This is a genomic window from Legionella tunisiensis, from assembly GCF_000308315.1.
In the GTDB taxonomy this organism is placed as follows: Bacteria; Pseudomonadota; Gammaproteobacteria; order Legionellales; family Legionellaceae; genus Tatlockia; species Tatlockia tunisiensis.
The window spans coordinates 1-23779 of the sequence record NZ_CALJ01000048.1; the positions used below are offsets into that span (position 1 = coordinate 1).

The window sequence follows — 23779 nt, forward strand, 5'->3', positions numbered from 1 at the left end:
TCGTTGATTTATTGGGCGCAACATCAATCTTCTTTATGGGAAAAAATGAGAGCGTATGCTTTACAACAGGTAAAACCCATCAAAGTAAAACTAAAAGGAACGGATAATAATCAACGGCTCATTACTATTGCCAGAGCTAATGCTGAGCGGGCTGGTGTACTGCCTTTAGTCGAGTTTGCTGTGCAAGCAGTTAACGATTGTCGGCCAGCCGATGAGCAGGGCCTATTAATTTGCAACCCTCCTTATGGGGAACGTTTAGGTGAAGCAACGCAACTGGTACCGCTCTATCAACAACTAGGCAGTACTATCCATGCTCATTATCAGGGATGGGAGGCCGCTGTTTTAACGTCTAATCCAATGCTTGCTAAGGCCTTAGGCTTACGTGCAAATAAACAATATACCTTGTTTAATGGTGCTTTGGAGTGCAAGCTCTACTGCTTTGTCCTGAATGCCAAGAACCAGTTAAAAAGTAGTGAGAGTGGCGCTTTATCATCAGGAGCCCAGATGTTTGCTAATCGCCTGAAGAAGAACTTTCAGCATTTGCAAAAATGGGCAAAGCGCAATCAGATAAATTGCTATCGTGTCTATGATGCCGATTTGCCAGAATATGCTTATGCTATTGATATTTATAATGATTATGCTGTGCTACAAGAGTACGCTGCACCAGCGTCAATAGCCGCGCATAAGGTTGAAAAGCGTAGTTTAGACGTAATGCAGGTGGTTCCTCATGCGCTGGGTATTGCTGCTGATAAACTAGTGGTTAAGCAACGTAAACAACAAAAAGGTTCTAACCAATATCAAAAAATAAATCAGACTCAACGGATTATGACGGTCCAAGAGGGCCGCGCCAAGTTGCAAGTGAATTTGTATGACTATTTAGACACAGGGTTATTTCTTGATCACAGACCGTTACGTATGCGCTTTGCTCAATTGGCACCTGGAACACGTTTTCTTAACTGTTTCTGCTACACAGCCAGTGCGAGTGTGCACGCCGCTTTAGCGGGCGCCTTGACGACTAATGTTGATTTATCAAAAACTTATTTAAGTTGGGCTGAAGATAATTTTAAACTTAATCACCTTGATTTATCTAAACATCAATTTATTCATTTCGATTGTATGGAATGGCTTCAATTAACAAGAGATCGTTTTGATGTGATTTTTCTTGATCCACCCAGCTTTTCCAATTCAAAACGTATGACAGTTACTCTGGATATACAACGTGACCATCAGCATTTAATTGATGCGGCCATGTCCTTACTAAATCCTGGGGGGTATTTTGTATTTTTCAACCAACTTAAGGCAATTCAAGTTGGCATCTCAGGTTAACGAAAAGTATAAGGTGGTGGATATTAGTGCTGAAACCATTGACTTAGATTTCAAACGCAATAAACGTATCCACCAGTGTTTCCTCATGACCAAGGCAGGTAATTAAATTAATCTGATTTTTTTACTGGTTCCTGAGGTTGCGGCTCTTCGGGTTTACCATAAATTTGCTCTTTTAATTCCTTCATGTGGCCGGTCATAAAAAATACCTCAGCGGTTAGGAATAATGGAGCAACCAATGCTTGCCAGCAATTATCCATAAAAGCAGGTCTTTTTCCTTCTAGAAAATGGCCGAGGAACTGTAAACCCCAACCGAGGATAAAGGTAATGATAAAAGTCCATAAGGCCCCGCTGGTTGGACCCGCATAGCTGATAGCGTCAGCTATCCATAATAAACAGAAAAGAATGGGGGTCAACGTTAATGCCAGGCGCCAATTAAGACGGAAATAATAAACAAGTAAGACTATAGTAGTTATTCCAGCAAGGTTCGTATCAAGTACTCCAGGAATAACCAAATGGAAAAAACCGAAAAAATCATCAAGGAAAAAATGATTAAGGGAATACCGGCAAAATGCGTATAACGAGTTATCGGCTTTTGATGGTATCCAACATAAAATTGAGCTTGCTCAACAAATGGTTTCATCGTAATCATCCTGAAGTGGCTTAAGTAAAAAGTAGCATAGTCTTCGTTAAACTACCAATCGGCATTATCCAGCTTACTTAATTTAAGCCAAAAAATCAATATTGATTCTTTTTGATTAAATTGTTATCATTTCTGCTTTCGATCAGCAGGTTAATCCATGAAGTGTTTTAGGATTTTAGCAGTCATTTGCTCTCTACTTGTTACTGATTTGGCGAGCGCGGACGACGTTAGTTTGCGTGATAAGATTGGTCAAATGCTAATAATAGGATTTGATGGCAAGACCGTTGATAGAAATTCGCCGGTTATCAAAGCGATTAATGAAGATAACATTGGCGGTGTTATTCTATTTGATTACAATCAGCGTACCAAAAACTTTGATAAAAATATAGCCAGTCCAACACAGGTAAAAGAATTAAATCATTATTTGCAACGAAGCAATTGGCGTGCAAATGAAAAACGTCACCGTCCACAACTCCCTTTATTAATTTCAGTGGATTATGAAGGGGGTGAAGTCAATCGATTAAACAAAGACTATGGTTTTCCTGAAACTGTTGCAGCAGAGCTTGTCGGTAAAATGAGTCTGGATGAGGCGGGTCAACTTGCTGATACAATGGGACAAACATTAGCGTCTGTCGGGTTTAATCTAAATTTTGCCCCCGATCTGGATGTTAATATTAATCCAAGCAACCCCATTATTGCCAAAAAGAAACGTAGCTTTTCTGCCAATCCAATTGAAGTAGCACGTTATGGCAAGCTTTTCTCACATTATTTTTTACAGCATGGCGTCCAGTGTGCATATAAACATTTTCCCGGCCATGGTAGTGCTAATGCCGATTCTCATTTAGGTTTTGTAGATGTCACTGACACCTGGCAAGAATCCGAATTGGAGCCTTTTAAATTACTCTCTGGAGGTGATGACAGTTGTGGCATGATTATGACGGCCCATATTGTCAATCGGAATCTTGATAAATCTGGATTGCCTGCTACGTTGTCTCATCATGTGATAACAGAGTTGTTACGGGAACAATTACATTTCGATGGCGTCATCATTACGGATGACATGGAAATGAAAGCGATTAGCGCTAATTTTGCCTTGGACGATGCGTTAACCCTAGCTATCAATGCAGGTGTAGATATGCTCATCTTTGGCAATCAATTCTCTGCATCAGCTCAAGATCCCAAGGTGGTGATTGATATTATTGAAGCCAAGGTAAAAGCAGGTGAGATTAAAGCAAGCAGGATTGATGAGGCTTACCGCCATATCACGGCTTTCAAGCGCTCTATTATTCGTAAAACAGATCGGTAAGCTTATAACGGTGTGAGAGGAAAGCTCGCCCTCATGTTCTTTCCTTAATAATCTACTTCAAAGAATTGTGGATTAAAGGCATAACAATACCAAGGCAAGATTTGTTCTTTAATTTCAAGAAGGACGCGCACTCGATCAAGGGCACCTAATTCTGGTTTTATAGAAAGATAACATACTCGTCTTACACCATTTAAAATGACATAGTGGTAGTTATTTCCGGGATTGTTATAGAAATAGTCATCTGGGAAATCGTAGTAATTACCGTCGGCATCGAGTTGGACCGGATGGCCATGAATAATAATTTTGGCAAAGCTCGGTAAGCTCAATGTAAGCAGTATTAGTAATGTAGCACTAACCATCTTAATTTTCATTGCAGCATTCTCCATCCTAGATAGCTATAATTGATGTTATTCAACGTCATCTCGAACGTAGCGAGAGATCTCCTTTTGCTCAGAATGACTAGATGAAATGGCTTTAATAAATCGGATACACTACTGTCGATTCCTATTCCAACTCATATAATTAATCCATGTTTTTCAAATTATAGTCCCAAATTTAGTATCTAATAACATGGATCAAGGGTGGAGGAACATCAGCCCTTCATTGCTTTCACAATGAAGAGCCATTTACTATTGTCAATTTCCCATATTCAAAACCAATTCGCTATCATTATTCTCCGAATGATTATTGGCCGCAGATTGCATATCTGCCAACTCAATGGTTTCATTAAGCATGAGTTGTTGTAATTTTTGCTGATGTTGAAGAAGATTGTTATAAGCAGTTGAGGTTTTGATAGCACCAAGGTTGTTATTAGTGTCGGCGGCTTTTTCTAAGTCATCGATCGCTTTGGATAACAGGTTGCTTGCTTGAACTAAATCTTTTTATCCAACTGATTTAATGAATCACGCAGCCTAATCATTTCTTGCGTTAAGCGAGTGCGATGTGGGGGGTTTGAAGAGAACACACTGAGCGCGAAGCGACTGGAATGGTTTTTCTTTTGATTATATTCAAGCGCTATATCAAGGCTCTTAATCAAACCTGAAATAAATGTGTCCTTGTTAAGTGCATCACTTACAGTGGTTATTTTTTGTTTTAAGGCATATTTGGGGGTAAAAAATGATGCGTAATTGGATGTAACTGGTTTTTCTTGTTTTTGTACAGCGAGATCATGATTTTGCTTTAGAGCGTCAGCTAGTTGCGTCTGTAGCGTATTCATATCTCTAAGTTGAGCAGTTATTTGTTTGAGATTTTGGTCTTGTTGAATATTAGGGTGTTGTATTTGCTCAAGCTGGTTTTTCATTTTGGTTAAGTGATTAATGATCTCATTGCCCAGTTTTTGAAGCCGCTCTATTTGAGCGTTGATATCAGACGCATCGCTCTCTATTAATTGATTTACTGTGTGCAGCGATGCGCGATGATTTTTAAGTAATTCTCGAAAATCACCAGAAGGTGTGCTTGATAAACCATTATTAGCCAGAGCTTTATCCCAATTAGCTGCCAACAAATAGTTAGGGGTAAAGGTGAAGCGAATCTCGTAGAGTGGAATGATTTGCGCACCTTTAGGAACACAAATTTCAGTTGAGCGAAAATCTGATTTAGGCGCAAGCTCTTTTGATAAAGCAATACAGGAATCAAAAGAGTCTGCTGGCATTTCTCTCTCTTTAATGAGATCGTTTTTTGCCGATAAAATCTCAGCATTACCTACGTACACACGATTTAGTAAAACAACACGTTCGGCTGGCTGCATGGTTTCTTTATCGTAACAGAAACATTGCTCAATCAGGTTGCATTGGCTGCAACGAGAAAAAGTAGCTGCTTTTGAAAGCTCGGAAGTAAAGTACATTCCTTTTCCCAAAGGGCCATAGCCATTGCCGGTAACGCGGCGGCAACGGTTTTCATCAAAGCCATTTGTCATGATGAGATGGGCAATATCAGCTCCTGTGCCGTGGTAAAGTAACATTTCACCATCCTCTAATTTGATATCAGGTATCTCAATAGTTTGCATTTGCGCGAGATAAGTTTGAGGCAGCGGTTTTTGAAGTGTTATCTGTTGTTTAACTGTTGCGTATTTTTGTTCGATTTCAGGGTTAGCTAATTTGGTAACGCTGGTAACATGGGTTGCAAATTGGTCGCCACCGAAAGAAGGAACATCACCTTTTACTTCTTTCATTACTTGGGAAAGAAAAGCACCAATCCCTTTGTCTTTGGCACGAGCAAGTCGTGAAGGCTCGAAGGCCATAGAGACTTTGAGCCGATCGCGAGCTTGTTGCTGAAATTGCTGATCAAAGTTATTGACTGTATTTTCATCCAATGCTTGCGCATATTTGATAAGGATTGGAGTATTCTGTTTTTTATTTTTAGCGCGGTAACTAACGCCTGTTGATGAGTACTAGGTTGTAAACCTACAAGTGAGGCGCTTGTTAGTTCGTGTTTTGCAATTATTTCAAGGAGAGTATTTAATTCCTTAGCGTCAATTGTCCAATTAGTTAAATCTAATTTTTTAGTATGGACAACTGTCTTAATCAGTTCTTGAAATTTGCCATATTTACCATCATGAACTACTTGTTCTATATCAAGTTTTGTTTTTGTAATTCGCCCATTGACCATAGAACATTTTGGGTATGTAAGACTTTTAACTGCGCATTATTGTCTGTATTTTCTTTGCCAAATTCCCGATATTTAACGCGGGTACCAGTCGTTTTGCAGGATTGGATAGCATAGGTAAGTAAATTCGATACGGCCTTAGGAACATCAATTTGGTTTTCCGCTAAAAGCTCATCCAGCTCATGTTCGATATCTTTCCGTACAGGTTGATCAGGCCCGCCCGTTTTACAACGTACCAGATCAGTATGATGACTTAAGTCGATAATTCTATATAATAATTTCGCCAGATTTTCTTTATCGTTACCGGGAAGTTTGTTAACTAAATCACTATAATCAGCAAAATTTGGTTTATGGGTGGCGACTGAGAAAGCGAGAAACTCAATCAACCCCTTGTCAAATCCTAGCTTGGCTGCAACCTCAGTAAATAATTCTGAAGAGCGCTTAGCATTACTTGGATCGTCTCGACCTGATTTTTCATTGGTTCGGCCACTGCGACATAAAAAATGGCTAATTCCAAGCAGGTTTTTGTCCCAGCATCATTAGCTATATCTTTGGCTAGGGCACTGAATTTGTCTGTGCCGTATTTAGCAATAATTTCCAAATAATTTTGCGCATAATGTCGTTGTCTAACGGCATGAGTGACATCATGATTGCGGTGATAAACCGTATAATTGTTATGCTGTAGGTTATAAGAGTGATTCGCTATTACGGAGGGGATATCAAGATAGGGTCGGTTGATATAATTATCAGCCAGACATTGCCAAATCTTACTGTCGTTCGGGTTTTTAGCCAAAATTGTTTAAATTGATTAAGTGGTGCAAGGTCTATAGACATCGTGTAAGCAAATTTGGATGAGGATTTGGTCGGTAGATTAACGACGTCAGTGTTTTTCCTTGAAGTTGGCTGTCTGTTTTAGTAAACATGGGGATCTCCATTATTTATGTACAATCTGTTCATAAATAATTCTATTTGACCACCATAGACAGCCTCTGGAATAGGGAGAAAAAATAGGGTAAATAATTGAAAAACCCTAGATCAAACAGGGGAAGTAAATTGGTTAAGTTCGGTGTAACTCATGGTAAATAGTCTGCAGGGCTATTTTTCGCACCAATGTATAAGCGTTTTGTAAGGTCGTGCCTTTACGAAGATTAACTGGGTTTTTAATTTGGTGTGGAGTGTCCGCTTTGTAGGTAAAAAGGCTGTGACTATTAAGTTTTGTTAAGTTGACAGGGTTTAAAGCAGGAACTGCTTAACAACGATATAAAAGAATTTCAGTATTGGAGTGGGGTACCGAGATTAAGAAAACAAGTTGCATGGAAGCATTCTTAGCTTCCAATTACTGATTGTAGTTGCTGCCAGCGGAAACAGGATTTGACATGATCATTGACCATACCTACAGATTGCATGAAGGCGTAGCAGGTGGTTGGCCCCATGAAAGCAAAACCATCTTTTTTAATTGTTTGGCCATTGCAGTCGAAGCTGGGGTGATTGCTGGAATATCGGCCAGGGTTTGCCGGCTGTTTTGAATGGTTTGTCCATCAGTAAATTGCCAGAAATAATCAATAATATTTTCCCGCTCTTCCACACATAAAAAACTGATGGCATTAGTACGTACAGCATTAATTTTTAATTTATTACGAATAATACCTTCGCTATTGAGTAATAATTCAAGCTCTTTGTCTGTCAGGATGGCTAATTTTTCTGGTGAAAAATCTAAGAAAGCTTTGCGCATGGCCTCCCTCTTTTTGAGAATAGTAAACCAGCTTAAGCCTGCTTGCATGCCCTCCAAGAGAACCATTTCAAAGAGTTTTTCCCGTTTTCTAACAGGAACTCCCCATTCCTCATCATGGTAAGCGATATAGAGGGGATCTTTAGTGCACCAAGCGCATCGTGACATAGTCGTTACCGTTACTACTACACGGAAATCAAGATTTCCGTGTAAATTAATGTTTAGTATTGAAGAACTGTTTTACTTTGAGTGGAGAAAGCATGGAGTCAGATTGAAAAGCCACCGCAAAAGTATGATCATCTCTCATGTTATAAACACAAGCCCAGATCTCTTCCTGGTCTTTTTGTGGTATAGGATTTCCAGACAGATTCACCAACAGTTTGTTTCCCTCATCAACCGCTTTTTCTGCGGATTCGGCAGGAATGGGACCCATGGTAAAAAGCCAGGAATTTGGGGTGCCATATTTACTAAGATTATAAGTTAAATAGGTGTCGCGTAATAATGCTTGAGCCAATGCCATCTTAGTGCTTTTTATTAAATTAGCGTCTGGGCAGCGGGAAGGATTTTCGAACGCAAACGAAGAGCCAGAAATTACCAATGCACTTACGAAAGCGCTAAAAAGGGATTTTAACGTCATGTAATAATCTCCTTGGCATATGTGAATTAGAACTGCCAGCCTAGCAAGTGCAATTCTTTCTGGCAAGAGTAATTTGCAAGATAAATAACTACCTAAGAATTACATCAAATCAAACGTCCATTTTCCCGATAAAAACAGGACATTTCCCGTTCTTTTTGAAAGGCCGGGAATGTAGGTGGCGGAAAGGGTTGCATGGCGGTAATTAAATGATAACCAAGGGAGCGCACCTGGAAAGGGAATGCCATGATTAATATCCGGACGTGCAGTAACAAGGGCAGCAACACCGGCTCCAACACGAATGTTGTTACGCAAATGTGCGACTTTAAGAAAAGCATAACCAACTACTGGTTCTAGATTTTTATGCGAATCAAGGAAGGCGAAGGCATAGAGTCCATGCCAATCTCCGTTTTCATCATACAAGCCCTTACCCAAGCCACCGCCCCAAGCAAGTTCGTTGTAGGTTTTAATCTTTTCTCGCGAATAGGTATAGCGGTTATGCCAGGCGTAGCCGGTTAGGTATAATTCGTTACTTCCCTCGGTCCAGATCTGATTTAAGCGCTGACAGACAGGCTTAAACCACGAAGGCCAGCTAGAGCAGGATTCGCCACTTTGCGCTTTAACAACATTCGTCATCGCTAGGAGTAACAAAATAAGAAATTTTTCATCTGATTTTTCAGTATGTCCGGGGTTTCTACACCACTTGGTTTAATGCTAAAGTGATTCAGACACTATTGCTATTAATGACGGGCTATAGCCTAATTCGATTTATAACGTCACTTAGTCGAGAGCATACTAACATGGACTTGTTTCGCAAAAAAGCTATTAGTGATTCCCCAGATACTGATTCGCATTTAGTCCGATGCTTGTCGGCTTTTGACTTGGTTTTCCTGGGGGTTGGCGCCATTATAGGTGCGGGAATTTTTGTGTTAACTGGTATTGTTGCCGCAACGCAAGCTGGCCCGGCAATCATTTTATCCTATGTTATAGCAGGGTTTGCCTGTGCCTTTGCTGCCCTTTCCTATGCCGAATTGGCCGCTACTGTTGGAGGCTGTGGTAGTGCCTATGGCTATGCTTATGCCGGTTTTGGTGAGTGTGTTGCCTGGATTGTCGGTTGGGATTTATTGCTGGAATATTCTATTTCTGTTTCTGCCGTTTCCGTTGGCTGGAGCGGCTATTTCAACGATTTTTTACGAGCGTTAAAAATTAATTTGCCTCCCTATTTATCACACGGTCCGGCCGATGGGGGACTATTTAACCTGTCGGCTTTTATGATTATTGCGATTTTGTCTGCTTTATTAATCTATGGAGTAAAAACAAGCTCTCGTTTTAATAATTTAATGGTGCTGGTGAAATTATTTGTTATTTTCCTTTTTATTGGAATCGCTCTAATTGATATTAATCCTAACAATTGGAATCCTTTTATGCCTTTTGGCTGGCGCGGCGTTATTGAGGGCGCTTCCTTAATTTTCTTTGCCTATATTGGTTTTGATGCGGTATCCACCGCGGCAGAAGAAGCCATCAATCCACAGCGGGATCTACCTATAGGTATTATAGGTTCTTTATCTATTTGTACCATTTTATATATTATCGTTTCCGGATTATTAACGGGGATGGCCCATTACAGCATGTTGAATGTCTCCTCTCCTATTAGTCACGTCTTATTGATGTTGGGACACAAAATAGCTGCTGCTTTGGTTGGGGTTGGTGCCATAGCGGGCTTGACCACAGTAATGCTGGTGTTATTTTATGGCCTTAGCCGTGTTTTTCTTGCGATGGCACGTGATGGGCTGTTACCACAAATGTTTGCCTCGATTAATCCGCATACTAAAACACCAGTATATATTATTGCTTCATGTGGGACTTTAATGGCTGTTTTAGCTGCTTTAATCCCTATTTCTGATTTGGCTGAGTTAGTCAATATAGGGACTCTTTTTGCTTTTATCACGGTTTGTATTGGAGTAATTATTTTACGTTATACCCATCCCGATTTACCTCGGCCGTTTAAAACGCCTTTAATGCCTGTAATCCCCGTTTTAGGTGTAATCAGTTGCGCCTATTTAATTATTAATTTGCCATGGTTTACCATGCTGCGTTTTATTGTCTGGATGGTGATTGGCATAGTCCTTTATGGGGGCTACGGCCGTTTTAACAGTGCACTCAATCGCAAGGAAAGTACTTAGATTATTGTGAGTAAACAGAAACGGACCAGTATTTCTTATTTGTTACAGCGCCTGGTAAAGACACACAAGAAAGGCCTCCTGACATATAAGACTCTAGTTAACGCCATGGGTGAGCAGGCCTACGGTTTGATTATTATTCTTTTCGCTCTGCCCGGTGCGTTGCCGATTTCGGCACTTCCTGGCGTCTCCTTTATTTTTGGTTTACCTATTACTTTTATTGCTGTGCATATTATTATTGCAAAGCCCTTTTTGTGGTTGCCAGCGGTACTGGCAAGACAAAAAATTGAGGCTGAGAAATTGGCCGAGATTGTTCACAGAACCACCCCTTATTTAAAACGCATTGAGTTTTTATTAAAACCGCGTTGGCAGTTTCTTTCTTCATCTGTGATGGAGCGAATACACGGTATTGTTTTACTGGGTTTGAGTTTTCTATTGATGTTACCCATTCCTTTCAGTAATTTTGTGCTTGCACTGTTAATTATTTTGTTTGGTTTGGGATTATCGGAAAAGGATGGTTTGTTGTTATTGATTGCCTATCTTGCTACATCCTTGTATTTGTTTTTCTTGCTAGTGTACTACAAGAAATTCTTGTTATTTTTCGTTTAACGAATGGTTAGCATAAGGCCGGCTGCTACTATTCCAGCGGCTGGAACAGTCAATAACCAGGATAGAAAAATTCTTTTTAAAACAGGCCAGTAGGTGCCATTAATCCCATTAATAAGTCCGACTCCGGCTATTGAACCAGTGACTGTATGTGTCGTTGAAACAGGAATCCCATACTCAGTTGCTGCAAAAATCATGATTGCTGCGCCTGTTTCTGCTGCACAACCTCGCATGGTATTAAGTTCAGTGATCTTTGTGCCCATGGTGTGAACAATACGCCAGCCACCTGCTAAAGTCCCCAAGCTAATAACCAAATGACAGGAGATAACCACCCAAAAAGGCACATAAAAAGTATCGCCAAGCCACGAGGCAGAAAATAATAAAACAGCAATGATCCCCATGGTTTTTGAGCATCATTTCCACCATGGGTCAAACTGAGCAGAGCGGAAGAGACAAGTTGGAAACCTTTGAACGTTCTATTAAGAGCAGCTTCACTTCGATATTTCGATAAATGACTAAAGAGATAAGTAAGAAAAAACCAATAAGTAATCCGACTGCTGGAGAAACAAAATACCAATGGCAACTTTAACAAAGCCAGAGAGTTTTAAGGCACTGATTCCGGCTTTTGCAAGTGCCGCGCCAGCAAGGCCGCCAATCAGGGCATGTGAAGAGCTTGATGGCAGGCCATAGTACCAGGTTACCAAATTCCAAAAAATAGCACCGACTAACGCGGCTAAAATAAACGGGGCATCTACAATAGTGGTATCGATCAAACCACTGCCGATCATTTGGGCAACCATCAAATTAAAAATTAAGAAGGCAATAAAATTAAAAAGGCAGCCCATAAAACAGCTTGGCGTGGCGTTAAAACGCCGGTAGTGACTATGGTCGCGATGGAGTTTGCTGCATCGTGAAAGCCATTAATAAAATCAAAGATAAAGGCTATCACAATAACAAACAAGATAAATGAAGTACCAGACGACATGGGTTGTCCTTAAACTTAAGCGGCATTCTCTCCGTTTTTAGGGATAATTCTGACTTGCCTAATTCGAGCACCTTGTATACGCTCGATTATGGCAAGAAAATCAGGGAATGAAATAGTATCCCCTTCTTTCGGTACAGAGCCTACTCGATGTAATATCAGACCAGCTACGGTAGCGACTTCTTCTTCCTCTTCGATACTTAACGTTAATGCATGATGTAAGGCGCGTTCAAGGGCGTGGAGTGTGCAATCTCCTCGTACAGTGATGCTGCCATCACGCTGTTTTACCCAGGCATCGTGGGTTTTATGAAACTCATCCTGGATAACACCTATAACTAGATGCAATAAATTATCCAAGGTTAAAAAACCCACGATAGCCCCTTGGCGACCATAAACTAAAGCAAAATGAGGCATTCCCTCTTGAAACTGGCGTAATAGAGTCAACGCTGGTTGCCGATAGGAAATTTTAGGCACAGGTCTTGTTAATTCTTCCAGAGACAATTCTCTGTTGGCGTGTGTTTCGTGTAATAGAGGTTGTAAGTCTTTCACATGAAGGATGCCAATAATTTGTTTCTTTGCTTTATCATAGACTGGATAGCGGCTGTAACGATAGCGATTTAACACTTCTATTAATTTGTCACTGGCAATGTGGTTATCAAGCATAATCATATCATCATAAGGGCGCATAACATCCATGGCACGCAGATCGCCTAATTCTAGGGTATGAGCAAGAATACTGCTCTCTTGCTGAGTTAATTCACCGTGTATTTGACTTGAACGTAAGATTAATTTGATTTCGTCGCTTGAATGAAATTGCTCGCCAGGATGGATAATATCCAGCCCCAATCGCTTAAGGAGAAAATTTGAGCAAGAATTAAGTAACCAAATGACAGGGTACATTAGCCAATAGAAAAATACAGGGGAGTAGCTGTCCATAATGAAATTTGTTCACTTTGGCGAATGGCCAATGATTTTGGCATTAATTCACCAACAACGATATGGAGAAAAGACAAAAGCGAAAAAGCAATCACAAAACTGATAAATTCAACTAAACTTGGTTGTCCAATGCCCAGCTTGTATAACAATGGCGAGAGTAAACGAGTGAAGGCAGGTTCCCCAATCCAACCTAACCCCAAAGAAGCCAACGTGATGCCTAATTGACAGGCTGACAAATAAGCATCGAGTTGTTCGTGTACTTTCGCCAGAATATGGCCACGCCAAGGGAATTGAGTCTTAATTGCCTCAACTCGAGTGTGGCGCAACTTTACCATGCCAAATTCTGCGGCAACAAAAAAGCGTTCAATAGAACGAGAGCAAAGCCAGCAAGAATGAGAAGAAAGTTGCTCATGATTAAATATGATAACTGGTATGAGTCATCAATTTAGACACTCCCTGCATTAGTTTTTAATAACAAAGGGTAATTCTGCCGCACCGGCTTCTTTGGCAACATCGGCATGGTGCATTTCATCTTCATGCATCTGTGCCAAGATGGCTTTGCTTTTTGTATCTTGAGCAGGCAATTTCTGCAAGTGTTTTTGCAAATGAGCAGAGACTTGTAGCTCGGTTTCAGCCACAAAACCAAGGCTCCAACGATCGCCCGCCAGGCCGGCCAGCGAACCTATCATAAAGGAGCTAAGATACCACAAAGGGTTTAACAGGCTTGGCTGACTGTTTAATTCGTGCAGACGCTCTTCACACCAGGCTAGGTGATCAATTTCTTCTGCCGCTGCTTTTGCCATCTGGGTTTTGACATCTCCTAGTTGCGCCGTCAACGCCTGACCTTGATACAACGCTTGTGCGCATACTTCTCCTGAATGGTTAACTCGCATTAGCCCTGCAACATGACGTTGTTCTTTTAAAGTCAATGGAGGTACGGCAAGTTCTGCACCTGGTGTACTCCGTTTGCTGATCCGCTGCGCAGGGGGGATTAGGGTGCGTAAGGCTGTATCCACCCCAGTTATCAAATTTTCGAAGACGCTTAAATGGCGCATAAGAAGTCTCAATTAACAATTATTTAGCTAATGGTAGCCTGAATATAGTCTAGATTGAAGGAGTGGAGTAATTTTTAGCGAATTGGCAAAAATAGAGCATTCTACGTTAACATTAAAATCGAGTTATGATTTTTATCCGAGCGAAATAGCCCTCAATTGGGCAAGTTGCTTTGAATTTAATTTATCTCTAGAATGGCCTTCTTTTTAATCTTGCGAGGGCATTTTAAATGAGAAGAGTTAGCGCTATTATTGCGGTTTCTGTGCTGATGAGTGCTTGTGCGTCTATAAAACTGGAGCCTCAGGCAGCACGTATTATTGCTTCACCTAATGTAGCACCTAAAGGGTGTAAATACGTAGGGCAGGTGTTTGGAAATCAAGGTAATTTCTTTACAGGGGATTGGACGTCTAACAAAAACCTCGAAGAAGGTGCAATGAACGATTTGAAGAATAAGGCAAGTCGATTGGGTGCCAATTATGTTCAAATCATCAGTAATCGCGCTGGTAATACCGGTTCAATGAGCGGTTTTGATGGGAATGTGAGTGGTCATATGTCACAAACCAATGTTACCAATATGGGCAATGCCTATATCTGCCCACCCAAGAGTATTGGCTTAAGATAAGCGTAAGAACTTAAATTGTATCTTAGAAACCCTCATTTTTGAGGGTTTTTATTTTTCACTCATAGGGATGATGCGAGAAAACTCTTTAGCGAGTTATTAACGTAACCTTTGCCTACCTGCTCTTCAAGTCTAACTAGATTAGTGAGTCACTTTCAATCTTAAGTTTTTGCTTTATCTATATTTCTAACTGCTATTATTACAATAGGATCCTAACGGCGAGCTTATAGGTGAGTCGGAGTAAGCAGCAATGCCAATATATAGAATAACGGTATTTATTCTGTTTTTTATTTTATTACTTTTATCTGCTGCCAATGCTGCCAAATCGCAATTACAATCTGACATCGGTTTTAATGCACCACAGGCTCTTACCCAACTTGAAGAGATAAATCGCCAATTGGCAAATAAAGTGAATTATAATGAGCTATACGCGGCGGTCAAAACTGTCAATGCACTCAAGGAGCAGGCCAATCAATGCCTACCAGAGGGAAAGCAGAATTACAAAAAATTGATGGAATGCTGCAAAATAACTCCGTATTGACTGTTTTAAAAGAGGAAAAAGATACCCGCTATCAATATTTGATTAATCAGAGAAATCTCAATGAAAAACTGACCGCAGAATGCATTTTTTTGATTATAGAGCTCAGGAGATAATTAATGAAATTAATGCCAGAATGTCTAAAACCCGTTTATCCAACCTTCTAACCAGATCATCGCCAATCTGGGAGAAAATTGATCGCCAATTCTTTACACTTCCACTCAATGGGCAAACGTTTTATCAGTATAGCGGTACTAACCATCTGAATAATACGCACTTTATAAGAGTAGTTATTATCTTGCTGGGGGGCTTTGTTTTACTTTATTTGGAATTAATTTAATCAAGAAGAATATTAAAAAACATTTATTATCAAAAAGATAGCTCCTATCCTCCAATGGCCGCTATCGCTTCTTTTGCCTATCTTGCTAGCCAATTTATATCTTCATAGAGTTCTAGGGGGAGTGGTACCTTATCCAGGTGTTATTTTATTACTCAATGCCTTGTTATACTACCTCTTTGCTATGGCGTTGTTACGATTTGCTCTACTTATAGGAGCAAATTATGTAAGTTATATGACGGACGGTCTAAGAGCTGCTTTATTAAAACGATTTACTGTTCTGATGACCTTACTGTTTTTCGGAGCTATAGGCGCCATTTTAATCCGGGGGCAATGGATTCCCCCTCACCTTTTAGAGTTACGCATTACTCTTTTCATTACTTTATTTAGTTTGGCTGCCTGTTGGTTAGGCTGGCTTATTTTCCGACTTCCTTTTTTAAATCAATTTCTTCTCTTAAAGTCAAGTTGGGCAAAATTATATTAGCGAGTATGAGTTTATTTACTATTGCTATGGCTTGGCTAGGTTATAGTAATTTTGCCATTCATTTTTTCCCAATGTTCTCGCTAGCATCGTGTTGATATGGATTACATGGAGGGTCACTCAATTATTCGGTAAGGTATATTTTTTATTAAGCGCTCCTGAGCAGCCTCTTTCACAAAAAATTCATGCCTGGATGGGATTAAAACCCCACAAAAAACTCATTGAAATATTTACTATAAGAATGATCCTGAATGGGGGCTTTATTGTATTTTCTCTCTTTATTTTTATGAAGATATGGGGTGTGTCACAATATTACATTGATACGGGTAAAGCGCTTTATTTTAATGGATTCACTATTGCTGATATTCCCATTTGGCCAAAACGAATAGTAAGAGGAGCAATTCTATTTTGTATCCTTATTATGTTGGGTAGGGCCTTGTCGACTTATGTAGCACGTCGTAGCGCGTTTAAAGGAGAGTTATACCGCCAAGATACTATTGCTACGCTCATTACTTATATTGTTTTTGTTATTGCTGTTATATTAGCTTTGCTAATGGCCGGTGTTAATTTCATGAGCCTTGCTGTAATTGCGGGTGCCTTATCCATCGGAATTGGTTTTGGCTTACAGCATCTTGTCAGTGATTTTGTCAGCGGTATTATTTTGTTAATGCGTAAACCTGTTACGCCAGGTGATCTGGTTATCATTGATAATACCGAAGGGTATATAAAAAATACGTTTATTATCAACGCAAATAACAACGTTAACGCATGCTGATGTCATCATCCCCAATTCGAGTTTAATTAATAAATCCTTTACCAATTATACTTACCATAATAATAAAATGTGTCGCATGAATAGCCAAATTATTCTGGATAGTAATACTGATTTTGAACTTGCTAAGCAACTTCTGCTTGAGGTGGTCAAGAACAATCCCAATGTAATCCAAGAGCCTCCCAATCAGCCGGTAGTGCTCTTTGAATTAACGCCTTCGCACAATGTTTTATATATCGTTATTGATTTGTGGTATTTCATTAAAAATGTCGACTTAAAACAACTTGTTTCAAGCGAAATTAATTATGCGATTGTCAAGGCACTGAAAGACAATAATCTTTGCCCGGGACAGAAAGTGGATTCGTCGACGTTGTAACCCGCTGTATAAGGCCTAAGACATTAACAAGACTTTCTTATAACAGGACGTATGTATCTGATAAAGAAAAATAGTTAATATGCAATGCTCATCGCTGCATGGCTATTTGTTCTTGGCTGTAGAGCTGGAGCAGTCGCTTCCGTAATCATACGAGTCATCAAGACAAGTAAACTAAAAGTTAACGAGGCTGTAAGAGAAGTTAGCCCGGTAGAAGGAATAGCCAATCCTAAAATAGCCGCTCCCATACAACCCGAAACAAAAGCAAAGCTTCCTCTAAAACCCACTGTTGCCATCTGCATAAGAAAAGAGGCATCATTTTGCTTAGGCAAATAGCCAGTTGTAGGCGATTATCACTGGAATAATTGTTAGGGCCCCTCCAAGGGCACATACCCCAGCCAGAGTGCTGAGTGATTCCACCGCAACAGCATGGTTTCCAGCGGCTAACAAAAAACTACCAAAAACACCATTTTTTGCACTACCAATAGCACCAACGGCAACATCGCCAACTAATTGTAGCTTGGTACGATTAAAAAATTTAGTCATTGAGTTTCTCTGAGTTTAAGCCGAGAATCTGAGAATAATGGTATCAAATAAAATAATCTTGTCCTAGTTAGTATTCGGATAACGTATATCCCAGAATAGTAACAATCATTTACTCTTCAAGTCATTAGTCGGATTAACCATGTGCCTAATCTGGGTTACTGGCTTGAGCAAGTCATGTCTTGACCACAGCAGACAGGTGATTTAATCATTCCGCAGCCTTTTGGGCATTTCGCAACCTGTATTTTATGGTTATCTTTAGTAATTGTATCCTTGACCAAGGACGTATTGCATTTACTGCAGGTTAAGCCTTTGACACCCATTCCGCATTTGTTGCATGTGCATTCCATTACCATTTCTCCAATTAGGCTAGTTATTGGAGTATAGATAATCTTTTTAAAAAATTAAAATCAGGAAACGATCGTTGGAAGGATATCAAACAGAGGCAAAATACCGATCAACCGAGTATGAATGAGTCAACTAGATCAAATTTTGTTAAAAATTGGCTTGTACACTTTGTATTCCTTCTTTTTACGCTATTTTGTTCGTCAGAAGGATGGCTTGGGCGAAGTAATGCTTTGCCTTGGATTATTAAATAACACTTAAGGAGGAAAAACATGACTCAGGCGATTCCAGAGGGATTTCATACTGTTACCCCAACACTCACTTTTAAAGACAGTCAGAAAGCCATTGAATTCTATAAAAAAGCATTTAATGCTCAAGTCGTTGATCTTTTTCCTAATCCTTATGGCAACGGTATTATGCATGCAACAATTAAGATCGGCAATTCGATTATTATGATGGGTGACGAGATGAATGGTGGGGAGAATTGTGCGAAAAGCGCCGAGACGCTAGGCAATTCACCAATAGGACTCTTTCTTTATGTCACTAATGTGGACGCATTCTACAAACAGGCTATTGCTGCCGGAGCCAAGGAGACGATGCCAGTAACGGATATGTTTTGGGGAGATCGTGCCGGGCACCTCAAAGACCCTTTTGGTTATTCCTGGATGATCGCGACACATACAGAAGATCTGACCAAGAATGAAATCGGAAAACGAGCGGAGGCCTTCTTCGCAGCGATGGCAAAAAATAAGTAATAAGATATGTTGTATGGTGCCTTCGTTAAGCTAAATTTTTAAGAGCTCAAGGTGCTTTCTACCAATTGCTGCAATGTGTTCAGGGAAATTGGTTTGGCGTATATATGGTTAGCGCCTAACTGGAGATATTTTAGTTGTATAGCCTCATTCACATGGGATGAAATGACAATAATAGGGGTGTTTTTATTGAGAGAATGATTGCGAATGAGAGGCAGCAATTCCTCGCCAGATATATCAGGCAGGCCTATGTCGAGGAGGATGCAATGAAATACTTGCCTATTTAAATATTCCAACGCTTCTTTGACGGTTGTTGCCAGGCTAAGGTAATAATTTCTCAAAGAAGCAACCTAAACTTGTTGGCAGATAAAGTTGTCTTCAATAATGAACAGTTGCTGATCGGATAAACTGGGCTCACTAGATGACATGATTTTCTCGCTTATGAATAAATTGGCGGGGCTATTTTCTTGATAAAATGACAATAAATAAGGGTGGAACGCCGGCGGTCAAAATTTGAGGCGACGAGTCCCAAGAAAAAGATTTCTGGAGGCTTTTTTAATAATTGAGAGTTTATTTGCAAATTTAGCAACGATTAAATATAGTACTCGCCAGTTATGTTAGTGTAAAAAAGTAGCAGTCAACAATGCAAGTTTTTCAAATAGTGGACGAGTATATAAAAAATCATCCTTTAGAATGGTTAAGTCGTATTGATTTTGAAGGTCAAACCATCTGGATAAAACGCCGTCCGCCCTCTAAAAGAACAAGGTGGCATCGTTTGGCCTCGTTGCTAACTTACTTAATTCCCATCGCTACTTTTTATCCTACAGTGGTCACAGATAAATCGGATAGTTTAACCCAGGAAGCAGAGCGTCTGCGCTTATTTGCCACAAAAGGGTTACCAGTACCGGAAGTTTTAGCATCAACGTCCAGTTATATTATTACCAGTGATGTGGGTTTTAATTTACAGCAGCTGGCAGAGCAAATAATGGATCGCAAAGAAAGAGATGTTTTGTTTGAAAAAGCCATGTATTCACTCGCCAATTTACACCAAGCTAATTTATGTCATGGCCGACCTTCTTTACGTGATATGACCTTGCAAAATGACAAAGTTTTTTGATTGATTTGGAAGAAAATCCTTTGGCAGTGATGAGTCTCGCGCAGGCTCAGGCAAGAGATATCTGGCTGTTCTTTTGTAGTGTGGCGCGCCATTGCAAGAAAGATTATTCAGTATTGGAACACCTGTTTCAAATTTATGCGAATAATGCCTCGCCGGATACAATGGCAGCCTTAAAGCAGATGGTATTCGTCCTCAAGCCTGTACGTATTATATCGGAATATCTTCTGACCGCGGTTAAATCAAGAGATCTTCGCAATGCGGTGCAAGCCAATAAAGCGCTTGAAAAATGCCTTAAGAAATAACCTATTAAGAATTATCTTAATTCGGGATTTATTGCAACGGTTGTACCGGAGTCGAAAAATGCTGAATAGATGAGCAAGGGGATTCCCGGAGGCAGTGAATAGCATCCGGGACAATTATGTTTAGATCCTGCTACTATACGAAGGGGAAGAATGAGTAAGAGAAGTATCAATAACCTCTTGAGCAAGAGAAACTAATGGGCGGGTAAAGAGGCTAATAATGCTGAATAGAGTATTGAAACTTTGAGCTATTGCCATTGACCCTGCATGCAAGACGCTTGACCAAGCTTCGCCAAATTCTTGTGCAGATTGTTCATCGACGAGTTCTTTTGTCTTTTGTTGATTAAGAGACCAGATATAAAGCGCTTTCGCTAAAGAGACCGTAGCATTCAACAGATGAATTGCAACGTCAAGCGTAAAGGCCGTTTCCAAATAAGTATCAATAAATGGATTTGCTACGAAGGCAAGGAAATCAGATTCTTTTACTTTTTTATTATGCTGGTCTTTATATCCTTGGATGGGAGTAAACATAGTAAAAAACGATGTTTTGTGGATTCAAGTAGCTGTTTCTCTGTTGTCTCAAAAATAGGTTGAATAAGTTTTGTCATCATGAACTCCAATATTAGGTTAATTACTTTGCAACAGCATGCCTACGTCCTGTAGGAACGAAGTGGTTCCATTAAATCCAATGGTGAGGAATTTTACGGGAAAATGGTGAAGAACGCTACCTTTTGGACATAGGGTAGAAAACGAATGCAGTGTTCGATCTCAGGAGGGCTCTGCGTTCGAAATGACGCGAAGGATACGCAGCAATTTGATCACAATCCAGCAATTAGTGAAGAAATATTGGTAGAATAGCCATCGTTAAACCGATAAACTCAGGGAACAATTTTAATGTTTTTGTCAGGGAATATTATGAAAACTTCAAAATTGCTCTTAATTTTTTTGCGTTGTTATACCTTCTTTACCCGTTTGTGCTACCGAGGTTGTGTCGCAATCGGAATCTGATGCTGCCCGTATTTCAATGCTTGAAAAAGCCTTAGCACCTGATAGTCCAGATAAAGTCGCTGCTTTATTTGCTCAGGCTAATAAAGACCGCAATGGTGCTGTTCAATTTATGTTGTTTTCTCAGCCCTTAAAAAATAAATATAAAGACAGTTGGCCTTATTGGGTTTCTGGAACGTCTAGTCCCTGGATTACTGCTTATAAAATTAAAAAGACATCAAAAGATAAGACTAGTTGGCAATTTCAAATTACTTATCAATGGGCAACCTCGAGCGGTCCCTTTAATCCGCCTTTAGTCCAAACGATCATTATAGAACCAGTGCCTAAGGATAGTGATTCTTCTCAAAAATGGTTAATAACCAATTTTAAGGAAAATTAATCCCCTATTTCTGCTGTTGGAAGCGCAGAGGAATAGATATTTTTATTAAATCCTTTTTATCTTACTAATTTTATATAATTTTTTAGTCGATTTAGTGTTTTCGTTAACATTAACTTAATATTGACCTGCTATATTTATACCCATAAATAAATTATAGCTGCAAGAATTATGTCTAAAGCATTAATCCAACAATTCAGAACTGCATTAATCAATTATTTAAAAAATCCCGACGATGCAGGAAATCAACAAGCACTAACAAGGGTTTCTTTTACAGTATATAAAGATGCAATCGAAAAATATGGTTTAGAACCTGATAAGTATTTGGCGCATATGGATACCATTATTAAGTCGGCAGTTAATGGAATTAAAATACATCCGCATCTTGGAGAAATTCTAGGCTCATTTAAACGTGAAATAAGCTTCGCGGATAACCCAGAAGAATGCCTGGCATTTCATGCTTTAAATATGGCTCTAGAGATGTATTTACGGAATAACTTCGTTAATCCTGAGAAAATAGCACGAGATAAATTAACTTTGATCGATGCAAGCATCCAACAATTAAAAACTGGGGAAAATCCATATATTGAAGAATTAACAAGCGCCTTTGTTAAATTAAAAGCAATAGTTGACCAGCATTTTGCATTGTCTCCTGCTATACAAGTCAAAGAATCTGCGAATTTTGAGCGAAAAATAAATCTTGTGTGTTCAATGCATAAAGACGCTATCGAAAGTGATGCGCAAGTTAAATCTGCTTTTTATAGTTTTCTTGCAATGATTTCGAGTATATTGGTTATTATTGGCGTTTCTCTTTCTGACAGTTTCCAAAGAAAAAGTAATTTCTTCAAAGATGTTTCCAGTGCGCCAACAAAAGCGTTGAGCCAGCCAGGTTTTGTTGCTCCTTTTATTGAAATTCAAGATTCTGATGATGAGCAACAAAAGATTAGTAGCGGTCTCGGCTCAACCAATTCGTAATTTTTCTCAAATATTCCTATCCTAGAGGGGCGCTCTGGGCTTTGCTTGGTTATTTTTCTACCGGTTTGTTTAAATATTCTGGTAGAAAACCGCCAGCCTGCATGTGCCACATTTTGGCGTAATGTCCTTTTAGCCTGAGTAATTCTTGATGAGTTCCATCTTCAATAATCTGGCCATTATCAAAGACCAAGATTCTATCCATTTCCGAGAGAGTGGATAAGCGATGAGCAATAACAATGGTTGTTTTTCCATGCATCAAATGGTGTAAGGCATCCTGGATGTATTTTTCAGTGACCGAATCAAGCGCCGAAGTGGCTTCATCTAAAATGAGAATGGGTGCATTTTTTAAGATGGCTCTTGCAATCGCAATACGTTGGCGTTGTCCACCGGATAATTTGATTCCTCGCTCTCCGACCATCGAGTGATAACCCTCATGAAGCTGACTAATGAATTCATGGCAATGGGCTTTCTCAGAGGCAGTAATGACGTCGCCATCACTTGCATTCGAACGCCCGTAGCGAATATTTTCCATTAATGTACGGTGAAACAAAGAAATATCCTGGGGGATTAACGCGATGTTTTCTCGTAGAGACGTTTGCGTTACCTCATTAATATTTTGCTGATCAATGGTTATCCGACCGGATTCAACGGCAAATAGTCTTAAAATAAGGTTTACAAAGGTACTTTTGCCGCTTCCTGAAAAACCGACAAGACCTACCTTTTCACCAGGATGAAGGATAATCGTTTTATTTTTAAAAAGGCACGATCCTTTATCATAATGAAAGCTGACATTTTCAAATTGAATCTCTCCCTGATGAACAATCAAGGGTTTTGCGTCGTTAACATCAACAATGTCATGAACTGCATTAATGATAGAAAGGGCTTGCTTACACTTACCGATTTGTTCTGAAAAGGCAACGAATTGGCCAGCAATAAACCATAGATTCCATAATATGCTGATAGATAAACTAATGATAAAACTAAAATCGCCTACCGTTACCAGATTTTGGCTGTACATTCGCCCTAACAACCAGAGATTGAAGCCTAATAAGGCAACGATACTGATATCCCAATAAATTCTCATGTGAATGATCTTGGCCTGCATCTTCCTGTCTTTCTGCACGGTGTCAGCAATTGCCTTGCTAATATAGCTGTTTTCATAGGCGTGTTTGGCGAACAAACGAATATTCACAATATTACTGATACTATCCACCATTTTGCCTACGACAGAACTGCGTGCCTCGGCAAAAA

The 23779-nt window shown here is 39.7% G+C and carries 23 protein-coding genes and 8 pseudogenes; 15 read left to right on the forward strand and 16 right to left on the reverse strand.

Annotated elements, in window-relative coordinates:
* Window positions 1-1432, forward strand: a pseudogene (rlmKL, locus tag BN58_RS21795) (bifunctional 23S rRNA (guanine(2069)-N(7))-methyltransferase RlmK/23S rRNA (guanine(2445)-N(2))-methyltransferase RlmL); the annotation flags it as partial.
* Between the two features lies 1 nt (window position 1433).
* Here the strand turns inward: rlmKL and BN58_RS21800 are convergent.
* A pseudogene (locus BN58_RS21800) lies at window positions 1434-1966 on the reverse strand (Mpo1 family 2-hydroxy fatty acid dioxygenase).
* 157 nt (window positions 1967-2123) lie between these two features.
* On the opposite strand from BN58_RS21800, the gene BN58_RS03605 reads away from it, so the two are divergent.
* Entirely contained in the window at window positions 2124-3272 is a 1149-nt protein-coding gene (locus BN58_RS03605; protein ID WP_019215684.1) for a glycoside hydrolase family 3 protein, read from the forward strand.
* A 44-nt stretch (window positions 3273-3316) separates the two neighbouring features.
* Here the strand turns inward: BN58_RS03605 and BN58_RS21805 are convergent, their stop codons facing one another.
* The 6 genes and pseudogenes from BN58_RS21805 to pagP form a co-directional block, all read right to left on the reverse strand.
* The gene (locus tag BN58_RS21805) at window positions 3317-3643 is read right to left on the reverse strand and encodes a hypothetical protein (RefSeq protein ID WP_040916111.1); all 327 of its coding nucleotides are present in this window, start codon (window positions 3641-3643) and stop codon (window positions 3317-3319) included.
* A 500-nt stretch (window positions 3644-4143) separates the two neighbouring features.
* Window positions 4144-5583 carry a PARP domain-containing protein gene (locus BN58_RS03620; protein ID WP_083852093.1) on the reverse strand — a complete coding sequence of 480 codons (1440 nt, stop codon included), beginning with the start codon at window positions 5581-5583 and terminating at the stop codon, window positions 4144-4146.
* 256 nt (window positions 5584-5839) lie between these two features.
* Window positions 5840-6669: pseudogene (locus BN58_RS03630) on the reverse strand (SidE phosphodiesterase domain-containing protein).
* Between the two features lie 532 nt (window positions 6670-7201).
* Window positions 7202-7773: pseudogene (locus tag BN58_RS21810) on the reverse strand (DNA-3-methyladenine glycosylase I).
* Between the two features lie 46 nt (window positions 7774-7819).
* Window positions 7820-8242: a DUF4949 domain-containing protein gene (locus tag BN58_RS03645; protein WP_019215691.1), complete on the reverse strand. Its 423-nt coding sequence runs from the start codon at window positions 8240-8242 to the stop codon at window positions 7820-7822.
* Between the two features lie 99 nt (window positions 8243-8341).
* On the reverse strand, window positions 8342-8893 hold the full coding sequence (gene pagP / locus BN58_RS03650; protein WP_408605453.1) for a lipid IV(A) palmitoyltransferase PagP: 552 nt from the start codon (window positions 8891-8893) through the stop codon (window positions 8342-8344).
* 146 nt (window positions 8894-9039) lie between these two features.
* Between pagP and BN58_RS03655 the strand changes: the two genes are divergently transcribed.
* Together BN58_RS03655 and BN58_RS03660 are read left to right on the forward strand one after the other, a co-directional pair.
* Window positions 9040-10422, forward strand: coding sequence for an amino acid permease (locus BN58_RS03655; protein ID WP_019215693.1), 1383 nt, complete (start codon window positions 9040-9042; stop codon window positions 10420-10422).
* A 6-nt stretch (window positions 10423-10428) separates the two neighbouring features.
* Window positions 10429-11028 carry an exopolysaccharide biosynthesis protein gene (locus BN58_RS03660; RefSeq protein ID WP_019215694.1) on the forward strand — a complete coding sequence of 200 codons (600 nt, stop codon included), beginning with the start codon at window positions 10429-10431 and terminating at the stop codon, window positions 11026-11028.
* Here BN58_RS03660 and BN58_RS36765 read toward each other — a convergent pair.
* From BN58_RS36765 to coq7, 4 genes and pseudogenes are all read right to left on the reverse strand, one after another.
* Window positions 11025-12010: pseudogene (locus BN58_RS36765) on the reverse strand (anion permease). The gene BN58_RS03660 and the pseudogene BN58_RS36765 overlap by 4 nt on opposite strands.
* Window positions 12011-12025: 15 nt before the next feature.
* Complete coding sequence (locus BN58_RS21820) at window positions 12026-12703, reverse strand: transporter associated domain-containing protein (RefSeq protein WP_408605454.1); 678 nt, start codon at window positions 12701-12703, stop codon at window positions 12026-12028.
* Window positions 12704-12808: 105 nt separating this feature from the next.
* Window positions 12809-13278: pseudogene (locus BN58_RS32640) on the reverse strand (CNNM domain-containing protein); the annotation flags it as partial.
* 79 nt (window positions 13279-13357) lie between these two features.
* Window positions 13358-13998 (reverse strand): annotated as a pseudogene (gene coq7, locus BN58_RS21825) (2-polyprenyl-3-methyl-6-methoxy-1,4-benzoquinone monooxygenase).
* Window positions 13999-14225: 227 nt separating this feature from the next.
* On the opposite strand from coq7, the gene BN58_RS03680 reads away from it, so the two are divergent.
* The 6 genes and pseudogenes from BN58_RS03680 to BN58_RS36775 all read left to right on the forward strand — a co-directional run bounded on the left by BN58_RS03680 (window position 14226) and on the right by BN58_RS36775 (window position 17119).
* On the forward strand, window positions 14226-14618 hold the full coding sequence (locus BN58_RS03680; RefSeq protein WP_019215696.1) for a DUF4156 domain-containing protein: 393 nt from the start codon (window positions 14226-14228) through the stop codon (window positions 14616-14618).
* A 247-nt stretch (window positions 14619-14865) separates the two neighbouring features.
* Entirely contained in the window at window positions 14866-15156 is a 291-nt protein-coding gene (locus BN58_RS03685; RefSeq protein WP_019215697.1) for a hypothetical protein, read from the forward strand.
* A 133-nt stretch (window positions 15157-15289) separates the two neighbouring features.
* Window positions 15290-15493 carry a hypothetical protein gene (locus BN58_RS03690; RefSeq protein WP_156812342.1) on the forward strand — a complete coding sequence of 68 codons (204 nt, stop codon included), beginning with the start codon at window positions 15290-15292 and terminating at the stop codon, window positions 15491-15493.
* Window positions 15494-15614: 121 nt separating this feature from the next.
* Complete coding sequence (locus BN58_RS03695) at window positions 15615-15974, forward strand: hypothetical protein (RefSeq protein WP_019215699.1); 360 nt, start codon at window positions 15615-15617, stop codon at window positions 15972-15974.
* Between the two features lie 418 nt (window positions 15975-16392).
* Window positions 16393-16738, forward strand: a pseudogene (locus tag BN58_RS37465) (mechanosensitive ion channel domain-containing protein); the annotation flags it as partial.
* A gap of 84 nt (window positions 16739-16822) precedes the next feature.
* Window positions 16823-17119: a hypothetical protein gene (locus BN58_RS36775; protein ID WP_019215701.1), complete on the forward strand. Its 297-nt coding sequence runs from the start codon at window positions 16823-16825 to the stop codon at window positions 17117-17119.
* A 74-nt stretch (window positions 17120-17193) separates the two neighbouring features.
* On the opposite strand, the gene BN58_RS03710 is transcribed toward BN58_RS36775, so the two are convergent.
* Window positions 17194-17448, reverse strand: coding sequence for a hypothetical protein (locus BN58_RS03710; protein WP_019215702.1), 255 nt, complete (start codon window positions 17446-17448; stop codon window positions 17194-17196).
* Entirely contained in the window at window positions 17441-17662 is a 222-nt protein-coding gene (locus BN58_RS03715) for a hypothetical protein (protein ID WP_019215703.1), read from the reverse strand. Before BN58_RS03715 ends, BN58_RS03710 begins: the two co-directional genes overlap by 8 nt.
* A 614-nt stretch (window positions 17663-18276) precedes the next feature.
* Here BN58_RS03715 and BN58_RS03725 point away from each other — a divergent pair.
* Window positions 18277-18759 (forward strand): VOC family protein, encoded by a 483-nt coding sequence (locus BN58_RS03725; RefSeq protein ID WP_019215704.1) that lies wholly within the window; start codon window positions 18277-18279, stop codon window positions 18757-18759.
* Window positions 18760-18797: 38 nt separating this feature from the next.
* Here BN58_RS03725 and BN58_RS21830 read toward each other — a convergent pair whose 3' ends face one another.
* Entirely contained in the window at window positions 18798-19097 is a 300-nt protein-coding gene (locus tag BN58_RS21830; RefSeq protein WP_019215705.1) for a response regulator, read from the reverse strand.
* Window positions 19098-19399: 302 nt separating this feature from the next.
* Here BN58_RS21830 and BN58_RS03735 point away from each other — a divergent pair, with 302 nt between their 5' ends.
* Window positions 19400-19873 carry a BUD32 family EKC/KEOPS complex subunit gene (locus BN58_RS03735; RefSeq protein WP_026069232.1) on the forward strand — a complete coding sequence of 158 codons (474 nt, stop codon included), beginning with the start codon at window positions 19400-19402 and terminating at the stop codon, window positions 19871-19873.
* Window positions 19870-20175: a hypothetical protein gene (locus BN58_RS03740; RefSeq protein WP_026069233.1), complete on the forward strand. Its 306-nt coding sequence runs from the start codon at window positions 19870-19872 to the stop codon at window positions 20173-20175. The genes BN58_RS03735 and BN58_RS03740 overlap by 4 nt, the downstream gene beginning before the upstream one ends.
* 120 nt (window positions 20176-20295) lie before the next feature.
* Here BN58_RS03740 and BN58_RS03745 read toward each other — a convergent pair whose 3' ends face one another.
* Complete coding sequence (locus BN58_RS03745) at window positions 20296-20703, reverse strand: hypothetical protein (RefSeq protein WP_019215706.1); 408 nt, start codon at window positions 20701-20703, stop codon at window positions 20296-20298.
* A gap of 457 nt (window positions 20704-21160) precedes the next feature.
* On the opposite strand from BN58_RS03745, the gene BN58_RS03750 reads away from it, so the two are divergent.
* A complete protein-coding gene (locus BN58_RS03750) occupies window positions 21161-21556 on the forward strand; it encodes a hypothetical protein (RefSeq protein ID WP_019215707.1) in 396 nt (131 codons plus the stop codon).
* Window positions 21557-21724: 168 nt separating this feature from the next.
* Window positions 21725-22528, forward strand: coding sequence for a hypothetical protein (locus tag BN58_RS03755; RefSeq protein ID WP_019215708.1), 804 nt, complete (start codon window positions 21725-21727; stop codon window positions 22526-22528).
* A gap of 49 nt (window positions 22529-22577) precedes the next feature.
* Here BN58_RS03755 and BN58_RS03760 read toward each other — a convergent pair.
* On the reverse strand, window positions 22578-23779 hold a 1202-nt coding region (locus BN58_RS03760; RefSeq protein WP_019215709.1), incomplete at its 5' end, for an ABC transporter ATP-binding protein.

Excerpts from the sequence above, each read along its gene's own strand:
- BN58_RS21805 (WP_040916111.1), bottom strand. The coding sequence starts at position 3,643 with ATGAAAATTAAGATGGTTAGTGCTACATTACTAATACTGCTTACATTG.
- BN58_RS03605 (WP_019215684.1), top strand. The coding sequence starts at position 2,124 with ATGAAGTGTTTTAGGATTTTAGCAGTCATTTGCTCTCTACTTGTTACT.
- BN58_RS03745 (WP_019215706.1), bottom strand. The coding sequence starts at position 20,703 with ATGTTTACTCCCATCCAAGGATATAAAGACCAGCATAATAAAAAAGTA.
- BN58_RS36775 (WP_019215701.1), top strand. The coding sequence starts at position 16,823 with ATGAATAGCCAAATTATTCTGGATAGTAATACTGATTTTGAACTTGCT.
- BN58_RS03690 (WP_156812342.1), top strand. The coding sequence starts at position 15,290 with ATGTCTAAAACCCGTTTATCCAACCTTCTAACCAGATCATCGCCAATC.
- BN58_RS03735 (WP_026069232.1), top strand. The coding sequence starts at position 19,400 with ATGCAAGTTTTTCAAATAGTGGACGAGTATATAAAAAATCATCCTTTA.
- BN58_RS03685 (WP_019215697.1), top strand. The coding sequence starts at position 14,866 with ATGCCAATATATAGAATAACGGTATTTATTCTGTTTTTTATTTTATTA.
- BN58_RS03645 (WP_019215691.1), bottom strand. The coding sequence starts at position 8,242 with ATGACGTTAAAATCCCTTTTTAGCGCTTTCGTAAGTGCATTGGTAATT.
- BN58_RS21820 (WP_408605454.1), bottom strand. The coding sequence starts at position 12,703 with ATGGATGTTATGCGCCCTTATGATGATATGATTATGCTTGATAACCAC.
- BN58_RS03725 (WP_019215704.1), top strand. The coding sequence starts at position 18,277 with ATGACTCAGGCGATTCCAGAGGGATTTCATACTGTTACCCCAACACTC.
- BN58_RS03715 (WP_019215703.1), bottom strand. The coding sequence starts at position 17,662 with ATGACTAAATTTTTTAATCGTACCAAGCTACAATTAGTTGGCGATGTT.
- BN58_RS03655 (WP_019215693.1), top strand. The coding sequence starts at position 9,040 with ATGGACTTGTTTCGCAAAAAAGCTATTAGTGATTCCCCAGATACTGAT.
- BN58_RS03755 (WP_019215708.1), top strand. The coding sequence starts at position 21,725 with ATGTCTAAAGCATTAATCCAACAATTCAGAACTGCATTAATCAATTAT.
- BN58_RS03680 (WP_019215696.1), top strand. The coding sequence starts at position 14,226 with ATGAGAAGAGTTAGCGCTATTATTGCGGTTTCTGTGCTGATGAGTGCT.